Source organism: Gimesia maris (assembly GCF_008298035.1).
Lineage (GTDB): Bacteria > Planctomycetota > Planctomycetia > Planctomycetales > Planctomycetaceae > Gimesia > Gimesia maris.
This window is the reverse complement of the sequence record NZ_CP042910.1, coordinates 1,390,863-1,408,205: the sequence shown is the minus strand read 5'-3', so window position 1 is coordinate 1,408,205 and position 17,343 is coordinate 1,390,863. Positions and strand designations below refer to the sequence as shown.

The following is a 17,343-nucleotide window of genomic DNA, read 5'->3' as shown; positions in this document are numbered from 1 at the left end:
TGTGTTTTTTATCACTGCTTCTATCATACGTCGTATTTTGGGTACATTAAAGAAGGAATCTCAAAGCTGGCTAAAAAAGCGTCTCTGTTAATAATGACTGCAGGGCCACATGAATATTTGTCCCATTGGTTGCCAGAATACTGGGGATTTCAATGGTAAATTCCGCATTTTCGATCGAAGTCACAGCGCCTCCGGCTTCCCGGCAGATGAGAACACCAGCCGCCATATCCCAGGGTTTGAGATTACTGGACCAGTATCCTTCAATTCTCCCGGTTGCCACGTAGCATAAATTCAACGCCGCCGAGCCTGTACGCTGTAATGTCTGCGACTCGGGCAACACCCGCAAAAAACGGTCGATGGCAATATCTCGTCCCGTAACTCCGACCGGCAAACTGGCTACCAGCATCGCCTGATCCAGTGTGAGAATCCGGGAAGGCGCAATGGGAGTCCCGTTTAATGTAGCCCCGCGACCCTGAAATGCAGAGAACATTTCATCGCGATTCGGATCATAAACGACTCCCAGAACAAGCTCCCCCTGATGTTCAAGCCCAATGGACACACAATAATAGGGAAAACCGTGCACATAATTGGAAGTCCCATCGAGCGGATCAATGACCCAGCGATATTCGGAATCGCCGTCCTGCTTGTTTAAACCTTCTTCTCCCAGCATGTTATGTTCGGGATAACATTCACTGATATGATTTAAGATCGCTTTTTGAGATGCAAAATCAGCGTCAGTCACCAGATCGGCACGGCCTTTTTCGGAGACCCGAAATTCATCGACCCAGTCCAGCAGACATTTGGCCCCCCGCCGGGCAGCCGTTTCTGCAACATCCAGTAATTCTGTGGAATTCAATGTTCATCCTTCCTTGAAACACCTGCGAGTGCTCTGCGTGATGCATGAGCGTCTGTGTCAGTAATCTGTCTGATGCGCGAAACAGAAAACCAGAGAAAAGTCCCCGGCCTGGTCTGGTTTTGCGAATCAGAGCGATTCTCCAGTTAAGACTCATTTTAGGAATCATGGAAGAGCGCGCGAACCGTTAACCTCTTGAAATCAGAATTCTTTCGACTCTTAACTGAAATTTCAATTCCTCTGACCGACCTCTCGATTCCGTTGCAAACGGGCAATACTGACAAGAGGTTACAAAGTCAGCCCTGATTCATTTCTATAAGACTGTACCAGAACAGTGCGTTTGCGGCCGGGCGAGGTAGCCTGCTGCGTATGATTAAATTGACTGTATCAGTCTCAGGGAATCCCTGCGTTGTAACAGTTCTGACGGTTTTATTATTCACTGTTGCTTTAAGAAAACAGTGAAACCACAGCGGCAGCGTTTTTTTTCAGATTGAAAGTATCTCTGGGGAAACGTGAGGTATATTTTCAACACCTGCTGTCAGGTTCAGCATATATTTACCAGATAACGTACCTGCCTTAATCGGCAGAACTTCCATCACCAGATAGATTGATTGAAAAGAACAGCAATGGATTTTCAGCTCACACAAACATCTCTATATGTCATGGCGATCAGCGTCGGCATCTTCACAGTTATCGCTGCGATCACAGATTACAAAGCCAGAAAAATCTATAACGTATTGACGGTTCCCTTCTTTGTATTAGGCATCATTTACCAGCTGGTATTTAATGGCTGGGAAGGCCTGATGTATGGCGGACTGGGGTTCCTGGCAGGATTTGGCTCCTTCTTTCTGATCTGGATTGTCGGCAGTGGTGCCGCAGGTGATGTGAAAATGATGGGGGCATTATCGATCTGGCTGGGCTTCAAAGCGACCATTGCCGTCATGATCATCGGAACGCTGTTCGTACTGATCGGTTCCTTTGCGGTGCTCTTTTGGAGTGTTGTTACACGCGGAGCACGCAAGACCAAGGAAACTTACCTGGCAACAGGCAAAGCCTTGAAGAATAAAAAGAAATACAAACCGGAAACCATGAAACAGAAGCAAAAACGAGGTCTGATGCCGTTCGCGCTGCCTGTGGTACTGGCGACCTGGAGCGTGACCACCTGGATGGTCATCAAGTCGGTAGTCCTTTAAGTTGCAGTTTCCAGGAAATAGATCACAAGAATACTGTTGAAAGTAATTCAGCAATGCAAGTCAAACGGGTTCAACATAATTCGAAACAGCCAGAACGCAGCGGGTTCCTGAGTATGGAACTCGCGCTGGTGCTGCCGATTTTCGGTATCGTGCTGTTCGCGTTATTAGAATTCACACTTTTGTTTTATGCACGGGCAGATGTTGTTGAAGCCAGCCGCATCGGTGCCCGACTGGCAACATTGCCGGGCATCACTCAAGAAAATGTCGAACAGGAAGTATTGAAAATTCTGCCTCCCCAACTGGGGCAAGGTGCGGTCATCCAGACGGAAATGGGAGAACATCCCGGTGATGTCGTGATGGTGGCTGTCAGTATCCCGATGAATCTGGCCTCACCCAATCTGTTGTGGCCTGTGGGATATGACTTACAGGGACAAAATTTGTATTCAGAAACAAGGATGATCAAAGAGTGATTTGTTTGACGAATCTGCTCACACCTTGTTGATTTGGAAATAATCGTAAAGCCCTCCGACGATTCAACAGGAGGGAAAACTGGAAGCCGGGCATCCGCTCTGCTTCACCAAGTTACGGGAGACTGATCCGGTGAAAAGCCTGACCCCTGCAAAAGTAACACTGTTGATGTTTGGCGTCTTCGGCGTACTGATTGCAGCCTATATAGGAAAACGATTACTGGCCGGCAAAGAAGAAGCGCCGCCGGTTGCCACACGAAACATTCCCATGGCGATCAGTGAACTGGAACCAGGTACCCTGGTAACCGATGAGCATCTGGGGCTGGGTCCAATCGCTATCAAAAACCTGAAACCGGAAATGATGACATCGAACCGTGTTATCGTCGGTCGTATCGTCAAGGAACGAATTCCTGCCGCGACACCGATTTCCACCGGTCAGCTGTATCCGGCTGGAGAGACGCCGCCCATTCAGGTGGAACCAGGTATGCGGGCGATTTCCGTTTCTCTGGAATCGTCAGTGGATCTGGTCGATGGACTGATCAAACCAGGTGAGTATGTCGATGTCCACATGACACCGACCGGCATGAACAATGACAAGCGTTTAAATGGCGGAATGACTCTGACCCTGTTCAACGGTGTCCGCGTGATTGCCATCAATCGCAGCTACACTCAAAACAGTAGTTCGCGGCGTGGTACGAATGTCACGCTGGAACTGACTCCCGAACAGGCCAACATCATGATTCTGGCACGTGACCGTGGTGAAATCACCATGAGTTATACACCGGAAGGAAAAGGGGATGGCGGCGTTGCCGTCAGTAGTGCTGAAAAAGCAACCCTGTACGAAATCCTCGGATTGAAGACTCCGGAAAAGCCAAAAGAAGAAGAACCACCTAAGCCCTTTATTGTAGAAGGCTATTATGGTTCCAGCCGCAGTGTGAATAAATTTGATCGAGATGGTTTACGAATCGGCGACTATGACAGTTACCGCCGCGGTGGAAACGGTGGATTCAACTCGGGCGGATACCTGAACCCCCACTGGGGAAATGGTGGTGGATATAACAGCGACAGCGGTTCTATCAGTGCCCCTGCCGGACCATCCAATTCCAACTCTGACTCCAACGGACCGACGGCTCAACAAGCTCCAGCACCGGGACCTCCTCAAGGTGCTCCCAGTGGACAGCCTGGCCCTTACGCCCGCTCGTTTTCCTTTCCTCAAAACCAGACTGCAGGGCGTTAGGAATCATTGTTTTAAACATCAGCGTGTTCTCTCTGTTATTGATCACTGAAATTCATAATTATGAAACGTGTCCAGATAATTCAGTCCACAAACTCGCAAGCCGTTGCACGCCGGGGGGTAATCACCCCTCTGGCTGCGATTGTACTGCTGGTCGTGATGACGGGCATTGCGCTGATTGTGAATCGACTGTGGCTGGATGCGGCGTCGCTGGAAGTTACCACCTGCGTGGAGACAGCGGCACTGGCAGCGGGACATGAACTGGTTTCTGACGAACTCCTGAAAGAAAAACCGGACTTTGACCTGCTGATGGAACGGGCAGAGACGTCAGCCAACCAGGCTTTGAAACTGAACACCGTTGCCGGCCAGCGAATTGGAATCAATCTCACCAAAGGTGATAATTTACTCTTTGGGAAATTAGTTCCTGATGAAGAGACAGGATTGAGAAAGTTTCTGCAGACAGATCACGAACCGCAGAGCATTCAGATCAAAACTCACGGTTCCAGCCGCCTGGCCAATCCGGTAGCAGATTTCATGTCGGACCTGACCCGGACTCATCCAGGCAGAATCGGCGCACAAATTGAAGCAACCCTGGACAATCATATCCTGGGAGTTCGGCCCTTTGAAAATGTTCCTGTCCCCGCTTATCCCCTGGCCATTTTAAAGATCGATCCGACAGGCAAGCATACCGAAACCTGGGAACTTCAAATCAACCAGAAACGCGGTAAAGACGAGTATCGGTTCGACCCTGAAACAAAAACCGTCAGTCGTGGTTCGGATGGCATCCCGGAAATCATTCTAACCAGTAAACCGCGACGGGGTGAAATCACGGATGCAAACATGCAACTGCTGGATTTCGGTTCTGATTTGAAATCGGAACCGGTGGTTCGACAGATCAGATCAGGGCTCACCCGAAAAGATTTGAAACACTTTCACGGGGAACTGCTGTTTAACGGAACCCCGCTCCCCCTGCACTGCAGCCCTGACCTGGAAAATGCAGAACAGGATGCCTTCGAGGAAATGACCGGTCAGTGTCGCATCTGTTTTTTATATGACCAGGTAACCGCTTCCGGTCAGAAATACGACGGAACGGCAGACTGCACAAATCTGGTTGCAGGACGAATCATGGCGGTCCAGAGGGACGATAATCAGACAACAAAAATTATCCTGCAACCGGGGGTACTGACAACACGTACTGTGATTCTGACCCAGCCGGAATCAGATCCGTCTGCTGACCATTCAAAACCGAATCTGCAACAGACTGCAGACCCATTAAAACCAGTAACCAATAAATACATTTACAAGCTTTATCTGACCCGTTAAGGGTGGAGATTTCCATGGTATTACAAAGTGAAACAACCGTAGTCAGTCCGACTGCTGATGCCAAAAAAGCCTTCCAGAGGCTCAAGACCAAACTGCACCACCAGATGGTGGACGCCATCGATTTTTCCAAGGCGGGAGAACTGCCTGAAGAAGATCTGCGTATCAAGCTGCGTGGACTGGCAGAACATCTTTGTATGCAGCAGGATATCGCCCTCGATCAGACTAACCGGGATATCATGGTCCGGGAAATTCTTGATGAAATCTATGGGTTCGGTCCCCTGGAGCCATTAATGAACGATCCGGAAATCAGCGATGTGCTGGTCAACGGAGCCGACCGGGTATTCATCGAACGCAATGGTCTGCTGGAAGAAACCGATATCAGTTTTGCTGACGATGAACACTTATTGCAGCTCATCCATCGACTGGTCGGACGCGCCGGTCGTCGTATCGATGAAGTTTCGCCGATGGTCGACGCCAAGCTTCCGGATGGCTCCCGTCTGAACGCGGTGATTCCTCCCCTGGCATTGAAAGGCCCTACACTTTCCATTCGTCGTTTCCGCACCCAGGCTTTGTTATTTGACGACATGGTCAAAAAACGATCACTGGCGCCGGACATGGCTCGATTTCTTGAGATGGCCGTTCATGGTCGCCTGAATATTCTGATCAGTGGTGGTACCGGTGCCGGTAAAACGACTTTGTTGAATAACCTGAGTCGGTACATTTCTGCCAAAGAACGAATTGTGACCATTGAACAGACCGCGGAACTGCAACTCCAGCAGCCCGACGTCGTTTCACTGGAAGCACGTCCTTCCAACATCGAAGGCCAGGGAGAAATCAACCAGCGTGACCTGTTGAAAAACAGTCTGCGAATGCGTCCTGACCGGGTGATCGTCGGGGAATCGCGTGGTGGTGAGGTGCTGGAAATGCTGCAGGCGATGAATACGGGTCACGATGGTTCGATGAGTACTGTTCACGCCAACGACACCCGTGACGCGCTGGACCGTCTGGAACTGATGATTGCCTTGTCGGGTGCCGAACTGCCTAACTCGATTGCCCGGCGGTATATCGCCTCTGCGGTTCACCTGCTGGTACACATCAGCCGCCTCCCGAATGGTGAGCGTAAAGTAATGCGTATCTCGGAGCTGATCGGCTTTCAGAATGGCGAATATATGGTAGAAGACCTGTTTGTCTTTCGGATCACAAGTGTAGAGAAAAATGGTCAGGTCAATGGTGCCTTCTACGCCACCGGACATCATCCTGTAGCGATGAACTGGTTAACGCAGACCAACTTCGATGACTGCGAAGATCTGTTCCACGCCCGTGAACTGAAACTCTCTGATATTCCATCAGAACAACAGGATGGACAGGAGCAATAAAACATGGCCACTGACGCCGCTGTTAACACCAAAAATATGGAAAACTTTTCGGATATCCTCCGCGATCAGGATCGGTATGCTGTCAACGATTCCAAGCAGCTTGGAAACCGTTTGAATGGCGGTTTTGATGAGTTGATTATCCACTCCGGGCTTGATGCCAACCCGGGGGTGATCCTGTTTCTCTGCCTGATGACTGCAACCCTGGCTGGTGGCCTGATATTCATCCTGCAGGAAAACTTCCTTTCCACATCGATTGCCTTCATGGTAGGGGGTATGGCTCCGATCGGGTACCTGATATTCAGCAGGTCACGCCGTCAAAATAAGATCAATGACCAGTTGTCCGATATGATTGACGAGCTGGCACGTGCTGCTAAAACCGGACGCAGTCTGACACATTGTTTCATCAATGTTGCTGAGAAAACACCTGCTCCCCTGGGAGATGAACTCAAGGAAGCATCACGACGTTTACAGATGGGTGTTTCCATGAAGGCAGCTTTGGACGGTCTGTACGAGCGAACCGGAGTCGCCAGTTTGAACATTCTTTCGATGGCGTTGATTGTCCATCAGGAAACCGGGGGGGACCTGGTGAAAGTTCTGGAACGCCTGGCACGAACCATTCGCGACCGTGTACTGTTCCTGGGACGTCTGCGGACAGCGACGGCCGGTAGCCGTGCCACTGCGGTCCTGATGATTTTGCTGCCACCACTGATTTTAGGGTTCTTCATATTAAGAGATCCGACCTATCTGACGACTTTGATGGCTTCTTCCTGGGGGCGGGGCGCAACGTTTACCGCTATCGCCTTACAGGTAATTGGCTCTCTGTGGGTCTTGAGGGTATTAAAAACCAGTCAACGTAGCTGATAACAAAGATTTAATTGAAACCTGCCAGAAACTGGCGAGGGTAATCCCATGTTTACACCAACTATTACCATTTCCATCTTTTACAGTCTCTGTGGTCTGATCGTGTTATGGATGCTGTATCGCATCATCCGTAAGCGGAAACCACAGAAGACAGAGCCAAGCCACGAATCCCAGGAAGCAGAGGTTCAACCAGAGCGGACAACACTGGCTCCCTCTACCACATCTGCCAGTATCACGACAGCGACCTGGGAGCATCGCCAGCTGTTTTCTGCGATCAATACGAGTAAGCAGACTGCTTCTACACTGCCTCTCGTCGAAGCAGGCGATGTGCCATCCATGGGCGGCGATGATTACATCTTCGGTTCGGCAACACCTGCTCTGGCTGAAATGATGCCCGAATCAGAAGAGCGTCGTGCTAAGACGAAGAAAGAATTACAGGCGGCAGGATACTATCAACCTCACGCGTTACATAATTTCTCAGCCATTCGATTCATTTCGATTCTGGGAACGCTGCTGTTTTTCGGGGGTGTCTTACTGCTTGCTCCAGAACGATTTGAAATCCCGATTCTGGTAGCCATGCTGATCGTACCGATCCTGGTCTGGGCGGTTCCGTTCCTGATTGTAACCAGTAAAGCTTCCGACCGTAGAAGTGAAATTGAACAGGGTATTCCGGACATGCTGGACATGTTAAACATGTGTGTTTCTCAAGGGATGACGGTTCCACATGCCTTAAAAAAAATCATCTCTGAGCTGGCCAAGGTCTATCCAGCGCTGGCACACGAACTCAAAATCGTAATCGAACAATCCTCGATTGGAACGTTCTCACAGGCACTATCCAACTTCAGTAAACGTATCGATGTACCGGAAGTGCATTCCTTCGCCGCACTGCTGATTCAGACAGACCAGATGGGTACGAATGTGACATCGGCCTTACAGGAATACAGTGATAATATGCGGGAAAGCCTGTCACAACGTGCCGACGAAAAAGCCAACAAAGCGACATTCAAACTGTTGTTCCCCACGGTACTCTGCCTGATGCCGGCGATATATATCTTTCTGCTCGGCCCCGCGATTGTGGAACTTTCCGACTTCTTCCATTCCGGCGGTAGCGACAGCCTGAACAGTACCACCGATATGTTCCAGCAGGTTGGTGGACCCTAATCTCTGGCGGACAACCAGTTAATATAAAAACATCCTGACGGCAACTGCTGTCAGGATGTTTTATTTTGAAATCAGGTTTGCCTGGAATCAGACTTGAGGCAGTTCCCAGTCCTGTCGATATTCACGACCGAGAAGTGCGTTGGCCTGTTCGTTCCCGATAATTTGATTCAGGCGTGTATCGAATTGAATTTCCTGCCCCGCACGAAACGCGACATTTCCCAGATGGCAGAGCGCACTGGAGACATGACCGATCTCAATATCCGAAGTCGGCGTTTTACGGGTTTTGATACAGTCGATAAAGTTTCGGTGGTGTGAAGTCGCCTGGTCACTGGTCCCGGAAGTCGCGGCATCTTTCTGATCGTAAACTTTCCAGCCGCCACGATCGACGACCAGCGTTCCCTTATCCCCATAAAATGCGGCGGCCGCATTTCGGCCTTCCATACCATGGGTGCTCCAGAGACGATGTTCCCAGACAATAGTTTTGTCAGAGTAACTATACTGGACAACCTGGGTGTCCGGGGTTTCCTGGTCATCGTTGAAGAAATATTTTCCACCGGAAGCTGAGATCCGTTCTGGTAAATCGACACCCAGTCCCCAGCGGGCAATGTCCAGCATGTGAACACCCCAGTTCCCCATTTCACCGGTCCCATAATCCCAAAACCAGTGCCAGTTATAGTGAAAGCGATTCGGATTAAAAGGACGGCTGGCAGCGGGTCCCAGCCAGAGATCATAATTCACGCCAGCGGGGATCGGGGTGTTTTTCTTTTTGCCGATCGGTTTGCGTCGATGAATGATCCAAGCCTTGGCCAGTTTGACCTCACCCAACTTCCCACTCTGAACAAAATCAATGGCTGACTGAAAATGCGAACCACTGCGTTGATGAATACCGGATTGAACGACGCGCTGGTGTTTTCTGGCCGCTTCGATAATCTTCAGCCCCTCGTTGAGATTATGCGAAACCGGTTTTTCCACATAAACATCTTTTCCCGCCTGGCAGGCCATGATAGCCATCAAGGCGTGCCAGTGATCGGGAGTCGCGATGACGACTCCATCAATCTCCGGGTCATCCAGGACTCTGCGGAAATCGGTTACAAAGCCGGGAGCAACTCCCTGCCCTTTTTCAATCGATTTGATCGCCGCTGGTGCAACCGATTCATCTACATCGCAGATGGTCTTTACGCGTACATCGGGAAATTCGGCCATGCTGGAAGTCAGGAATTTCCCCTGCCCGCGTACGCCGATTCCCGCCAGTACAACCCGTTCGCCGGGCGAAGATTCAGCGCGTGCAAGATTACTCGCCAGTCCAACCACCCCGGCTGCCATCCCTGCTGCATTGCGCGCACTACGATCCAGAAACTGCCTGCGATTGACGTCCCGTTTCAAAAATTCTTCTACGTCCACTTAAAAACCTCTTGCGCTAACTCCCAATGATATGGGAACTTTTGAATTTGTTCCCAATCATGGATTTATTCTCATCGATCCTGTGTCTATTATAACAGATAAGAGTACTGAATATATCCTGACATTCTACATACATTACGCATTTCTGTCACATTTTATGAGTTCCTATCTTTCAAAGATGAGTACAGTCGACAGCCGTTTCCGGAAGATTTCCAGTCCCACTGAATCGGGAATGGATCTGAATCGATTTCAATAGACGCTATTTCAGTCGTATTAAGAACTTGCAGCATGCCGATCAAATTTCGATGTCAACATTGTGATCAACTGATGGGAATCTCGCGTTCCAAAGCAGGAGAGGTGGTCGATTGTCCGACCTGTGGTTTATCCGTACGCGTACCTGGGCTGGATGGTGAAGTGGCACCGATTCCGCAACCTCGACTCGATCTGAAAGATGCAGAACTGGCTAATGCCCTGGATGAACTGGCAGCCATTGGTGCGAATGTCACCCTCGATAAACAGAAAGTCTCCGAGCAGATTCACGAATCCCTGACTTCCTCAGCCCCATCACAAAACCCGGAACAGACTTCGATTCCTGAGGAAGCGTTCAAAGCGATTCCCGTTAAATCCCTGCAAGCCGCAGAACCCCCTCAGCAGTTGGAACCAGCTCACGTATCCTCTGCACCTGAGAGTCAAGCCCTGCCCGTCAGTCAGTTACAGGTTGATTCTTCGAATCAGAGTGAAGTCAACCATGCTGAGGAACTCTCGAATCTGGCAAGCCTCGCGCAGAAACGCGCTGCTGACGTACTGGCAGAAAACAAGAAGAACAAGCTGAAACGCTCCGCCCGGTTCGAATTACCGACCATGACCTGGGTGATTCTTCTGATCACCTTTGGGGCGTTGACCTTTTCAATCGGATTACTCGTCGGGCGGAATGTCCTGTGAACCTTTGGAGCGTGGAATCACTTCGACAGAGGATCACAGCAGTGCGTTCACATTCTCGGGAGGTCGCCCGAGTACAGCCTGCCTGCCTTTCACCACAATCGGGCGTTCGATCAATTTAGGATGCGCGATCATCAGTTCAATTGCTTCGTCTCGTGAGAGTTCCTTCTCAGCCAGTTTCAATTCCCGATAGATGTCTTCCCCTTTACGCATTAATTCGCGGGGTTCCATCTTCAGCTTCTTCAACAGGGAGTCCAGTTCCGTCGCGGTCGGCGGGGTTTTCAGATATTCGATAATCTGTGGTTCCTGCCCGGCTTCCTGAATCAGAGACAGTGTCTGTCGACTCTTCCCACAACGGGGATTATGGTAAATTGTGATCATGTTTTTTCTGCTTTAATTCCATAAGCTGACTGGTAAATTCTGCAACAACCTCAGGCGACTGGAGGTGCACATCGGCAACATCCCAACGGTCAACGGGCTTCCGATACAGCTCTTTTTTCTGCAGGTCATCGGAATAGTCCCCCCCATCAGACAACTGATTCACCTGCGATTCCAGATAATAATACTCGGATGTTCGCATTGCCAGCGTATCATCGTCGGCAGCAAAGATTTGTGGTTCTGGCAACTCCTGCTGATCTTCCAGCAGTAACAGCAGATCGGTCCCCTGATCAGACTGATGTTCAGATTTGACATTCCACCAGGAACGCAGCGCGACCGGCAGGTCAGCAGGCTGTGTCAGAAACTGTCGTCGGCTGCCTGCCTGTTCTGTATCAGATTGGAATATCATCAATGGAATGTGAGTTGATTCCTCTAACAGGCCTTCCATGTCAGACTGTCGCAGGGGCCCCAGCAGAGAATTCCCGCCGCGTGCAGCTGTCACAATCAGCAATAAGGAATGTGATTCTGCATATTCCAACAGTCGGTCCAGAAAGCGACCAAACCACTGATCCAGCATCGTGACATACCCCGCGTAAACCACTCGTGCCATCTGACGTTCCTGCTCATCCAGCCCTGACCATTCTTCTTGACTCGTAAACAGTTCTGCGACGGCGGAGACCAGTTCCTGCCAGTCCTCTGCTTCCAGATCTGTTTCTGTTTCTTCGCTTGTGAGATCATCAATTTCCTGAATTCGTTCTTCTGAATCTTCTTCAGATTCATCCTGGTCGAGCACTTCATCCAGATACAAGGTTGCAAAAAATTCGGGAGCCAGTGGAAAGGCGGGGACTCCTTCCGAGCGAATCCAGATCAGTTGATCACGCGAATCTGCCATCCACTCAGGCAATCGTGTAACTGCAGCCTGCATCAGTTTTGCGACCGGTGTCTCACTTTCACTGATCCGATAATCGTTAGTACCTGCGATCGTGTCGACCTGCTCAAAACAGGAAAAGTACGCTTCCTGTGCTCTTTGTGCCGCATTTCGGCCGGAGTCGGAATCCGCTTCCAGAAGCAGAGATGTATCAACCCCCTGGTTCTTGAGTTCCGTCACGAAACAGTGTGACTGCTGATTTGCCGTTTGAAAAGCATGGGGACGAGTCTGCCCGGTCCACCAGGGAAACGAGTTCTCAACTGAAGACAAGTCGTTCGCAAAATGCTGGTCAAATAATACGGACAGAGAAGCCAGACGGTCAAAGTTTGGCGTTTCGATCCATTGATGTCCGTAGCAGCCCAACATGCACGCGGGTAACTGTTCAAAACTGACAACAAACGCTTTTTTCATGTAATCACAGGTCTTTGTTATGATGAAAAAGAATCAACCCAGTCCCGGCATCGCAGGGCATACGCATGCGCGTCATCTGCTGTCACAATCCCCTCTGCCTGATGGACCGTCATAAATCCCTGGTACTTGACGGCTTTCAGACCAGCGAAGACTTCAGCAAAATCAATGCCCTGCCCGGAAGCATCCCAGTAAGGCAGTAATCGAAACGGCCGATCTCCCAGGCACCAGGTTTCCAGATGATCGGGACCATCATTTGTAACGACAAGATTCTGAATGTATGCGTTTTTGAGCCAGGGCAAAATCTCACGAATCACCTCTGTGCCGTAATTCTGCCCGCACATCAACAGGCTTGCTGGTTCATAGATCAATCCGAAATTGGGTCGGTCAATCTGCTTCAGTACTTCAATCGATTGATCCAGCTCTTCGAACAGGCAGGCGGGATGAAACTGGTGCACGAGCTGGATGCCCCGCTCCGCCGCCAGATCACAAGCCTGTTGAGCATAAGGAATATCGTCAGGATTTTTGAGGCAGACCCGTACCAGTTGACTGCCCAGCACTTCCGCCACCTGCAGTGATGGTTCGATATGGCGCAATGCCTGCGGAGCCTGATCGTTGTTTTGAGGAATATCCAGGTCAGCTGTCACCATCGAAACGACGAGCCCTGCCTGATCCACGATTCCTCGAATCTCTTCCAGTTCTGCTTGTGAACTGTGTACCCCGGCAACACTGGCCCGCATACAAAGCGCAGAATAGCCGGTAGCGGCTGCAATCTCGGCGACCTGGGGAAAGGGAATATTTAATTTTGTCTTACAGGCTGCTTCAGCGATCCGCACTGAAAGTGATAGTTTCATCGAGTTTCCTTCAATTGATTACTGACCTGACCTCGAGCGATCAACCTGAGCGCGACGCGACACTGCGGGAATGGGAAATTTACCGGCTGCCCAGGCTTCTGCTTTTTCACTTCCCGGATAAGCAGAATCCACCTCTACATGATAGGTGCGCCAGCGGCCTCCGGTTGCGCCACGCATGATCTTATTGGCATTCTGAGGCTTCAGTTTTATTTTTCGGCGAATCCCCACATCGGGGAGATACCATTCCGCATACGTTCCTGCATCGGTCAGCACCATGATATGAAATGTCATCGGGCGAAAAGGCGAGATATTCTGCAGCCAGCCTTCAATGCGAGGAGGCAGTGCTGGAGAATACGATACCGCCGTCATTTTCACAATGGCCATTTCCTGTTTGTGCTTTTCCAGATGCACGTATTTATCGTCCAGTGACGGCAATTTAATTTTCTCTTTGAGAATTGATTCTATCAATTGCACTTTAAATCTCAGCTGCAGTTCCTCCGGGCGGACTTTGAGAATTTCAACAAATTCTTTGTACTGATCTTTCGGAGATATTTCTGCAAACGGCTCTTTGGTAGATAGATTTTGCACATACTTGAGATATTCATTCGGATGTTCCGTCACCAGCATCCAATGCAGCCCCCAGGCATGCACATAAGCATCACCGGAAAGCACACTCCCCCCGAAAACCCCATCCAGGGCCACAACTTCCCCCCAGTTCAGCAACTTGGCAACTCCAGACATCAAAGCATAGTGCGTATTGATTCGATCCGGGCTGACATTGATCCGGTCTCCTTTGCCTTCAAAACCGGTGGCAATGCCTTCCATAAACCAGGTCGGAACCGGCGCAAATCGTTTGACAACTCCCCGATTGATCGTCTGCAGGTGAATGGCTTCGTGCAGAGGCGTCTCGAAGGAACTGCACTCACTCATCCTGAGGATCAAATTGTTCGACACGTGAGAATAATACGCCAGGATATTTTCGACGCCATCACCCAGGCCGGTAGTCTCTTTCGCGAACGATTCGAAATCGTTGTCCGATTCAAAGATCAGCATTGCCATCGGAAACTCATAGTCCGCCAGTTCGATTCCCATTTTCCGAGAGTAGGTTTCAAAAATGACATCCACATTCCGCATAAACCGTCCTGCTTTTTCCAGGAACGTTTTGACACGGAGTTCCGTACGGTCCGAACCATCCAGGGGCGCTGCCAGCACTACGCCAACCAGAAACGGACTCTCCAGATGGAAGCGGAATTTATCTTTGCCGAATTTCTTTGTGAGACCTTCGGACATCTGCTCGACCGTCAGTGGTTTTGGTGCCGCCCTGAGCTCGCGTTTTTTGATTTTCCCCTGGGGAACCAGCACGATTGAGCCGTCCGGTTTTAACAGACCATGCATCATTTCAGAGCGACGTTTCCCAGAACCATACAACGATGCTTCCAGAGTAACGGTTTTGCCTGACTCATCCACGTATGTAAAAATATCGGCCTGCAGGCTTGCGCTGCAGAACGGGAGAGTCATGGCTATTACAAACAGGCTGATCATCTGCCTGGCAACCAGTTGTTTCATAGGGCACCTGATACTTCCAAATATGATTTCGACTTAATTTCAGTTGACATTCACGGGAACAAGCTGGAGCGCATCGACAATGACGTGCCCTTTCGTCCCCTGATTGGTGACCCGCAGCACTTCCCTTTTCCCCTGCGCGAACGGAAACCGTCCCAGCAGATGGTATCTTCCCTGATTGGGTTGCTGTTTCTGATTGACCAGAATCTCTTTGGTGCCTGTAGAACTGGTCACAATATAGGGTGTATTAATAGAACGATTGGAACCGGGAGCGAAGTAGACGCGGACTTCGTACAGACCACTCTGCGGGATGTCTGCGGTAAAGGAAATCTCCCGCTCCCCTTTATTGGCATCTCCATCATGCTGATAGCCTTGCCCGACATAAGGAGCACTGGCAGAGCTGCTTTTCCAGCCCAGGCTACGTATTGCATCGCGATCATCGACGACGATACCTTTCAGAGAACTGGTACGGATGGGCGGTTCCCGGCGGGGTCCATCCCAGATAAGTACCTGTTTGTCGGCGAGTAATCGTTTTTTCAGTTGAGCATAATCGATATCCTGAACTGCCTGGCCGGCATCGATTGACTGGCAGGCTGCGGTCGCTGCAGACTGGCCCAAAACCATGAAGACCGGTTCCATACGAATTGAGCCGTAGGCAATATGAGAGGCTGCCATCGCAAGGGGTACGAGCAGATTCTTACATTCTTCCTTTCTGGGACGAATCGAACGATAGGAGATCGGATAAGGGTTAGGTACGCCGACCTGCACATCACCTTCGTTCAATGTCTTTCCATTGATGGCGTATCGCTGCTGATTGTGAGAATCCATTGTGTAAGCAGCCAGACCGACACTATCTTCTGCAACCAGTTCCGAAATACAGTTCTTTTCCGTCATTACATATTCCGAGACCAGGCGGCGTGCTTCGCGAATATACAATTGGAATGGCCAGCCGGCGGTATCCTGAAATTCATCTCTGGTCGGTTTCCAGGTCTGAAACTGTTTTCGAACTTCAGCAGGTACACGCGGATCATTGGCCAGCGTCCACATCAATCCCTGCTGGTAAGAGAGATGTTCCTGAATGATCTGTTCCCGTTTTTGATAGTCAGCGTCGGGATATTCATAGTTCATCCCGATATTATCTGTGGAGATGGCAAAGTTATTATTCGTATCCGTTTTACGGTTGGGCATCAGAACCGGATTCCAGGGCACCCGCAAATCGCCGGCCTCAAAATTTCTTAACAGTAGTTCATATCGCAACGGATCATAAGTTACGGGCTTCACCCATTCCCGCTGATTCTCGGGAACGTCTGTCGTACACATGCGAAAACAGTAGGCTTGCACGCGATGATCGCCGTCACCATCTTTGCCCCCCGGTCCTTCCTGTTGCACGCCAGGCAGCAGCCCACTACTTTTATCTCCGGGCACAACATACGGATCTACCGGCTTGATGAACTGATGGAAGACCGCGTTGCGGGTTTGAATTCCATTTAAGGTTTCACCGTAAGTCGCGTTCGATTCACGCCCCACATGATAGGAGACCCCGGCAACCGCCATCAGATCCCCTTCATAAGTCGCGTCAATAAAAACTTTACCGGAAATAACTAAACCGCTCTCCATTTTAATCGAAGCAATACGTGCTTCTTCTTTGTTTACCCCCTGCTTCAAATCCAGACGCTGCTGCTTCAGCACCGGAATCGCCTGTTCGTGGAGCATTTTTTCAAACGTTTCTTCTGCGACGTGTGGCTCGAAAGTCCACATTTCTTTTTCAGTCCCTTTACTGCGCCGGTTTTTATACTCGCCCTGTTTCTGATATTTCCAGGAGGAATCCAGACTGTAATAGTCGCCCAGTCGTCGATAAAACTCGCGGGCGATGCCCCCGATGGCTGCCTTATTCCCGATGTCTGTGGCCCCCAGTCCCCCCGAAGAAAGACCGCCCAGATGCGTTCCGGGTTCGATCAGCAGTACGCTTTTTCCCATTCGTTCTGCCTGAATCGCTGCTGCGATGCCTCCCGAAGTTCCGCCATATACAACAACGTCATAACTGGATTTGAGCTGAGCTGGTTTAATTTCCTGCGCGTCAGACAAATTCGAAATTCCCATCCAGGAAATCAGAATTAACAGAAAACGGAATAGATTCGTAGAAACGGAGAGCATTTCGAAGACCTTCTCATTCAGTCGGTAGGGGCGAATCATCATTAATACTTAGCGGACATGTTTACACAGGCCCGTTTCGTCCATCATAATCATTGCGGTGAAATATCTAAACCAGGTTGCTGCTAATCTGGATTTATCACGGACTTAAATTGTTAATTATGTGAACAATACCATTTAGGACGATTTCACCATATAATTGTAACCGTCCCTAAAACGAAACCATCCCTGTGCGTTGTTCCCGACCAACGCC

General features: G+C 50.1%; 15 protein-coding genes. 8 read left to right on the top strand and 7 right to left on the bottom strand.

Annotated features, from left to right (window positions below; genetic code table 11):
• Nucleotides 1-70: 70 nt before the first annotated feature.
• A complete protein-coding gene (locus tag GmarT_RS05420) occupies nucleotides 71-856 on the bottom strand; it encodes an inositol monophosphatase family protein (RefSeq protein ID WP_002645913.1) in 786 nt (261 codons plus the stop codon).
• Between the two features lie 623 nt (nucleotides 857-1,479).
• On the opposite strand from GmarT_RS05420, the gene GmarT_RS05415 reads away from it, so the two are divergent.
• The 7 genes from GmarT_RS05415 to GmarT_RS05385 all read left to right on the top strand — a co-directional run bounded on the left by GmarT_RS05415 (nucleotide 1,480) and on the right by GmarT_RS05385 (nucleotide 8,468).
• Complete coding sequence (locus GmarT_RS05415; protein WP_002645914.1) at nucleotides 1,480-2,046, top strand: A24 family peptidase; 567 nt, start codon at nucleotides 1,480-1,482, stop codon at nucleotides 2,044-2,046.
• A 53-nt stretch (nucleotides 2,047-2,099) separates the two neighbouring features.
• A complete protein-coding gene (locus GmarT_RS05410; RefSeq protein ID WP_002645915.1) occupies nucleotides 2,100-2,516 on the top strand; it encodes a TadE/TadG family type IV pilus assembly protein in 417 nt (138 codons plus the stop codon).
• Between the two features lie 130 nt (nucleotides 2,517-2,646).
• Entirely contained in the window at nucleotides 2,647-3,750 is a 1,104-nt protein-coding gene (gene cpaB / locus GmarT_RS05405; protein ID WP_002645916.1) for a Flp pilus assembly protein CpaB, read from the top strand.
• A gap of 60 nt (nucleotides 3,751-3,810) precedes the next feature.
• Nucleotides 3,811-5,070: a hypothetical protein gene (locus GmarT_RS05400; RefSeq protein ID WP_002645917.1), complete on the top strand. Its 1,260-nt coding sequence runs from the start codon at nucleotides 3,811-3,813 to the stop codon at nucleotides 5,068-5,070.
• A 14-nt stretch (nucleotides 5,071-5,084) separates the two neighbouring features.
• Nucleotides 5,085-6,446, top strand: coding sequence for a TadA family conjugal transfer-associated ATPase (locus GmarT_RS05395; protein ID WP_002645918.1), 1,362 nt, complete (start codon nucleotides 5,085-5,087; stop codon nucleotides 6,444-6,446).
• Nucleotides 6,447-6,449: 3 nt separating this feature from the next.
• A complete protein-coding gene (locus tag GmarT_RS05390) occupies nucleotides 6,450-7,307 on the top strand; it encodes a type II secretion system F family protein (protein WP_002645919.1) in 858 nt (285 codons plus the stop codon).
• A gap of 48 nt (nucleotides 7,308-7,355) precedes the next feature.
• Entirely contained in the window at nucleotides 7,356-8,468 is a 1,113-nt protein-coding gene (locus tag GmarT_RS05385) for a type II secretion system F family protein (protein ID WP_002645920.1), read from the top strand.
• Between the two features lie 87 nt (nucleotides 8,469-8,555).
• Here GmarT_RS05385 and GmarT_RS05380 read toward each other — a convergent pair whose 3' ends face one another.
• A complete protein-coding gene (locus GmarT_RS05380) occupies nucleotides 8,556-9,869 on the bottom strand; it encodes a Gfo/Idh/MocA family oxidoreductase (RefSeq protein ID WP_002645921.1) in 1,314 nt (437 codons plus the stop codon).
• 288 nt (nucleotides 9,870-10,157) lie between these two features.
• Here GmarT_RS05380 and GmarT_RS05375 point away from each other — a divergent pair, with 288 nt between their 5' ends.
• Entirely contained in the window at nucleotides 10,158-10,811 is a 654-nt protein-coding gene (locus GmarT_RS05375) for a zinc ribbon domain-containing protein (protein WP_002645923.1), read from the top strand.
• Between the two features lie 33 nt (nucleotides 10,812-10,844).
• On the opposite strand, the gene arsC is transcribed toward GmarT_RS05375, so the two are convergent.
• Genes arsC through GmarT_RS05350 form a run of 5 tightly spaced genes read right to left on the bottom strand, consistent with a single transcriptional unit; the run spans nucleotide 10,845 to nucleotide 17,135 of the window.
• The gene (arsC, locus tag GmarT_RS05370; protein ID WP_002645924.1) at nucleotides 10,845-11,189 is read right to left on the bottom strand and encodes an arsenate reductase (glutaredoxin); all 345 of its coding nucleotides are present in this window, start codon (nucleotides 11,187-11,189) and stop codon (nucleotides 10,845-10,847) included.
• Nucleotides 11,170-12,525: a sulfatase-like hydrolase/transferase gene (locus GmarT_RS05365; RefSeq protein WP_002645925.1), complete on the bottom strand. Its 1,356-nt coding sequence runs from the start codon at nucleotides 12,523-12,525 to the stop codon at nucleotides 11,170-11,172. Before GmarT_RS05365 ends, arsC begins: the two co-directional genes overlap by 20 nt.
• 17 nt (nucleotides 12,526-12,542) lie before the next feature.
• Nucleotides 12,543-13,376, bottom strand: coding sequence for a sugar phosphate isomerase/epimerase family protein (locus tag GmarT_RS05360; RefSeq protein ID WP_002645926.1), 834 nt, complete (start codon nucleotides 13,374-13,376; stop codon nucleotides 12,543-12,545).
• 18 nt (nucleotides 13,377-13,394) lie between these two features.
• Nucleotides 13,395-14,942 carry a DUF1570 domain-containing protein gene (locus GmarT_RS05355; RefSeq protein WP_002645927.1) on the bottom strand — a complete coding sequence of 516 codons (1,548 nt, stop codon included), beginning with the start codon at nucleotides 14,940-14,942 and terminating at the stop codon, nucleotides 13,395-13,397.
• A 39-nt stretch (nucleotides 14,943-14,981) separates the two neighbouring features.
• Nucleotides 14,982-17,135 carry an FAD-dependent oxidoreductase gene (locus tag GmarT_RS05350; RefSeq protein ID WP_002645928.1) on the bottom strand — a complete coding sequence of 718 codons (2,154 nt, stop codon included), beginning with the start codon at nucleotides 17,133-17,135 and terminating at the stop codon, nucleotides 14,982-14,984.
• Nucleotides 17,136-17,343 lie beyond the last annotated feature (208 nt).

Bases quoted from the DNA above. Each gene is read 5' to 3' on its own strand.
- GmarT_RS05415 (WP_002645914.1), top strand. From the start codon at position 1,480: ATGGATTTTCAGCTCACACAAACATCTCTATATGTCATGGCGATCAGC.
- GmarT_RS05410 (WP_002645915.1), top strand. From the start codon at position 2,100: ATGCAAGTCAAACGGGTTCAACATAATTCGAAACAGCCAGAACGCAGC.
- GmarT_RS05400 (WP_002645917.1), top strand. From the start codon at position 3,811: ATGAAACGTGTCCAGATAATTCAGTCCACAAACTCGCAAGCCGTTGCA.
- GmarT_RS05395 (WP_002645918.1), top strand. From the start codon at position 5,085: ATGGTATTACAAAGTGAAACAACCGTAGTCAGTCCGACTGCTGATGCC.
- GmarT_RS05390 (WP_002645919.1), top strand. From the start codon at position 6,450: ATGGCCACTGACGCCGCTGTTAACACCAAAAATATGGAAAACTTTTCG.
- GmarT_RS05385 (WP_002645920.1), top strand. From the start codon at position 7,356: ATGTTTACACCAACTATTACCATTTCCATCTTTTACAGTCTCTGTGGT.
- GmarT_RS05375 (WP_002645923.1), top strand. From the start codon at position 10,158: ATGCCGATCAAATTTCGATGTCAACATTGTGATCAACTGATGGGAATC.
- arsC (WP_002645924.1), bottom strand. From the start codon at position 11,189: ATGATCACAATTTACCATAATCCCCGTTGTGGGAAGAGTCGACAGACA.
- GmarT_RS05365 (WP_002645925.1), bottom strand. From the start codon at position 12,525: ATGAAAAAAGCGTTTGTTGTCAGTTTTGAACAGTTACCCGCGTGCATG.
- GmarT_RS05360 (WP_002645926.1), bottom strand. From the start codon at position 13,376: ATGAAACTATCACTTTCAGTGCGGATCGCTGAAGCAGCCTGTAAGACA.
- GmarT_RS05355 (WP_002645927.1), bottom strand. From the start codon at position 14,942: ATGAAACAACTGGTTGCCAGGCAGATGATCAGCCTGTTTGTAATAGCC.
- GmarT_RS05350 (WP_002645928.1), bottom strand. From the start codon at position 17,135: ATGATGATTCGCCCCTACCGACTGAATGAGAAGGTCTTCGAAATGCTC.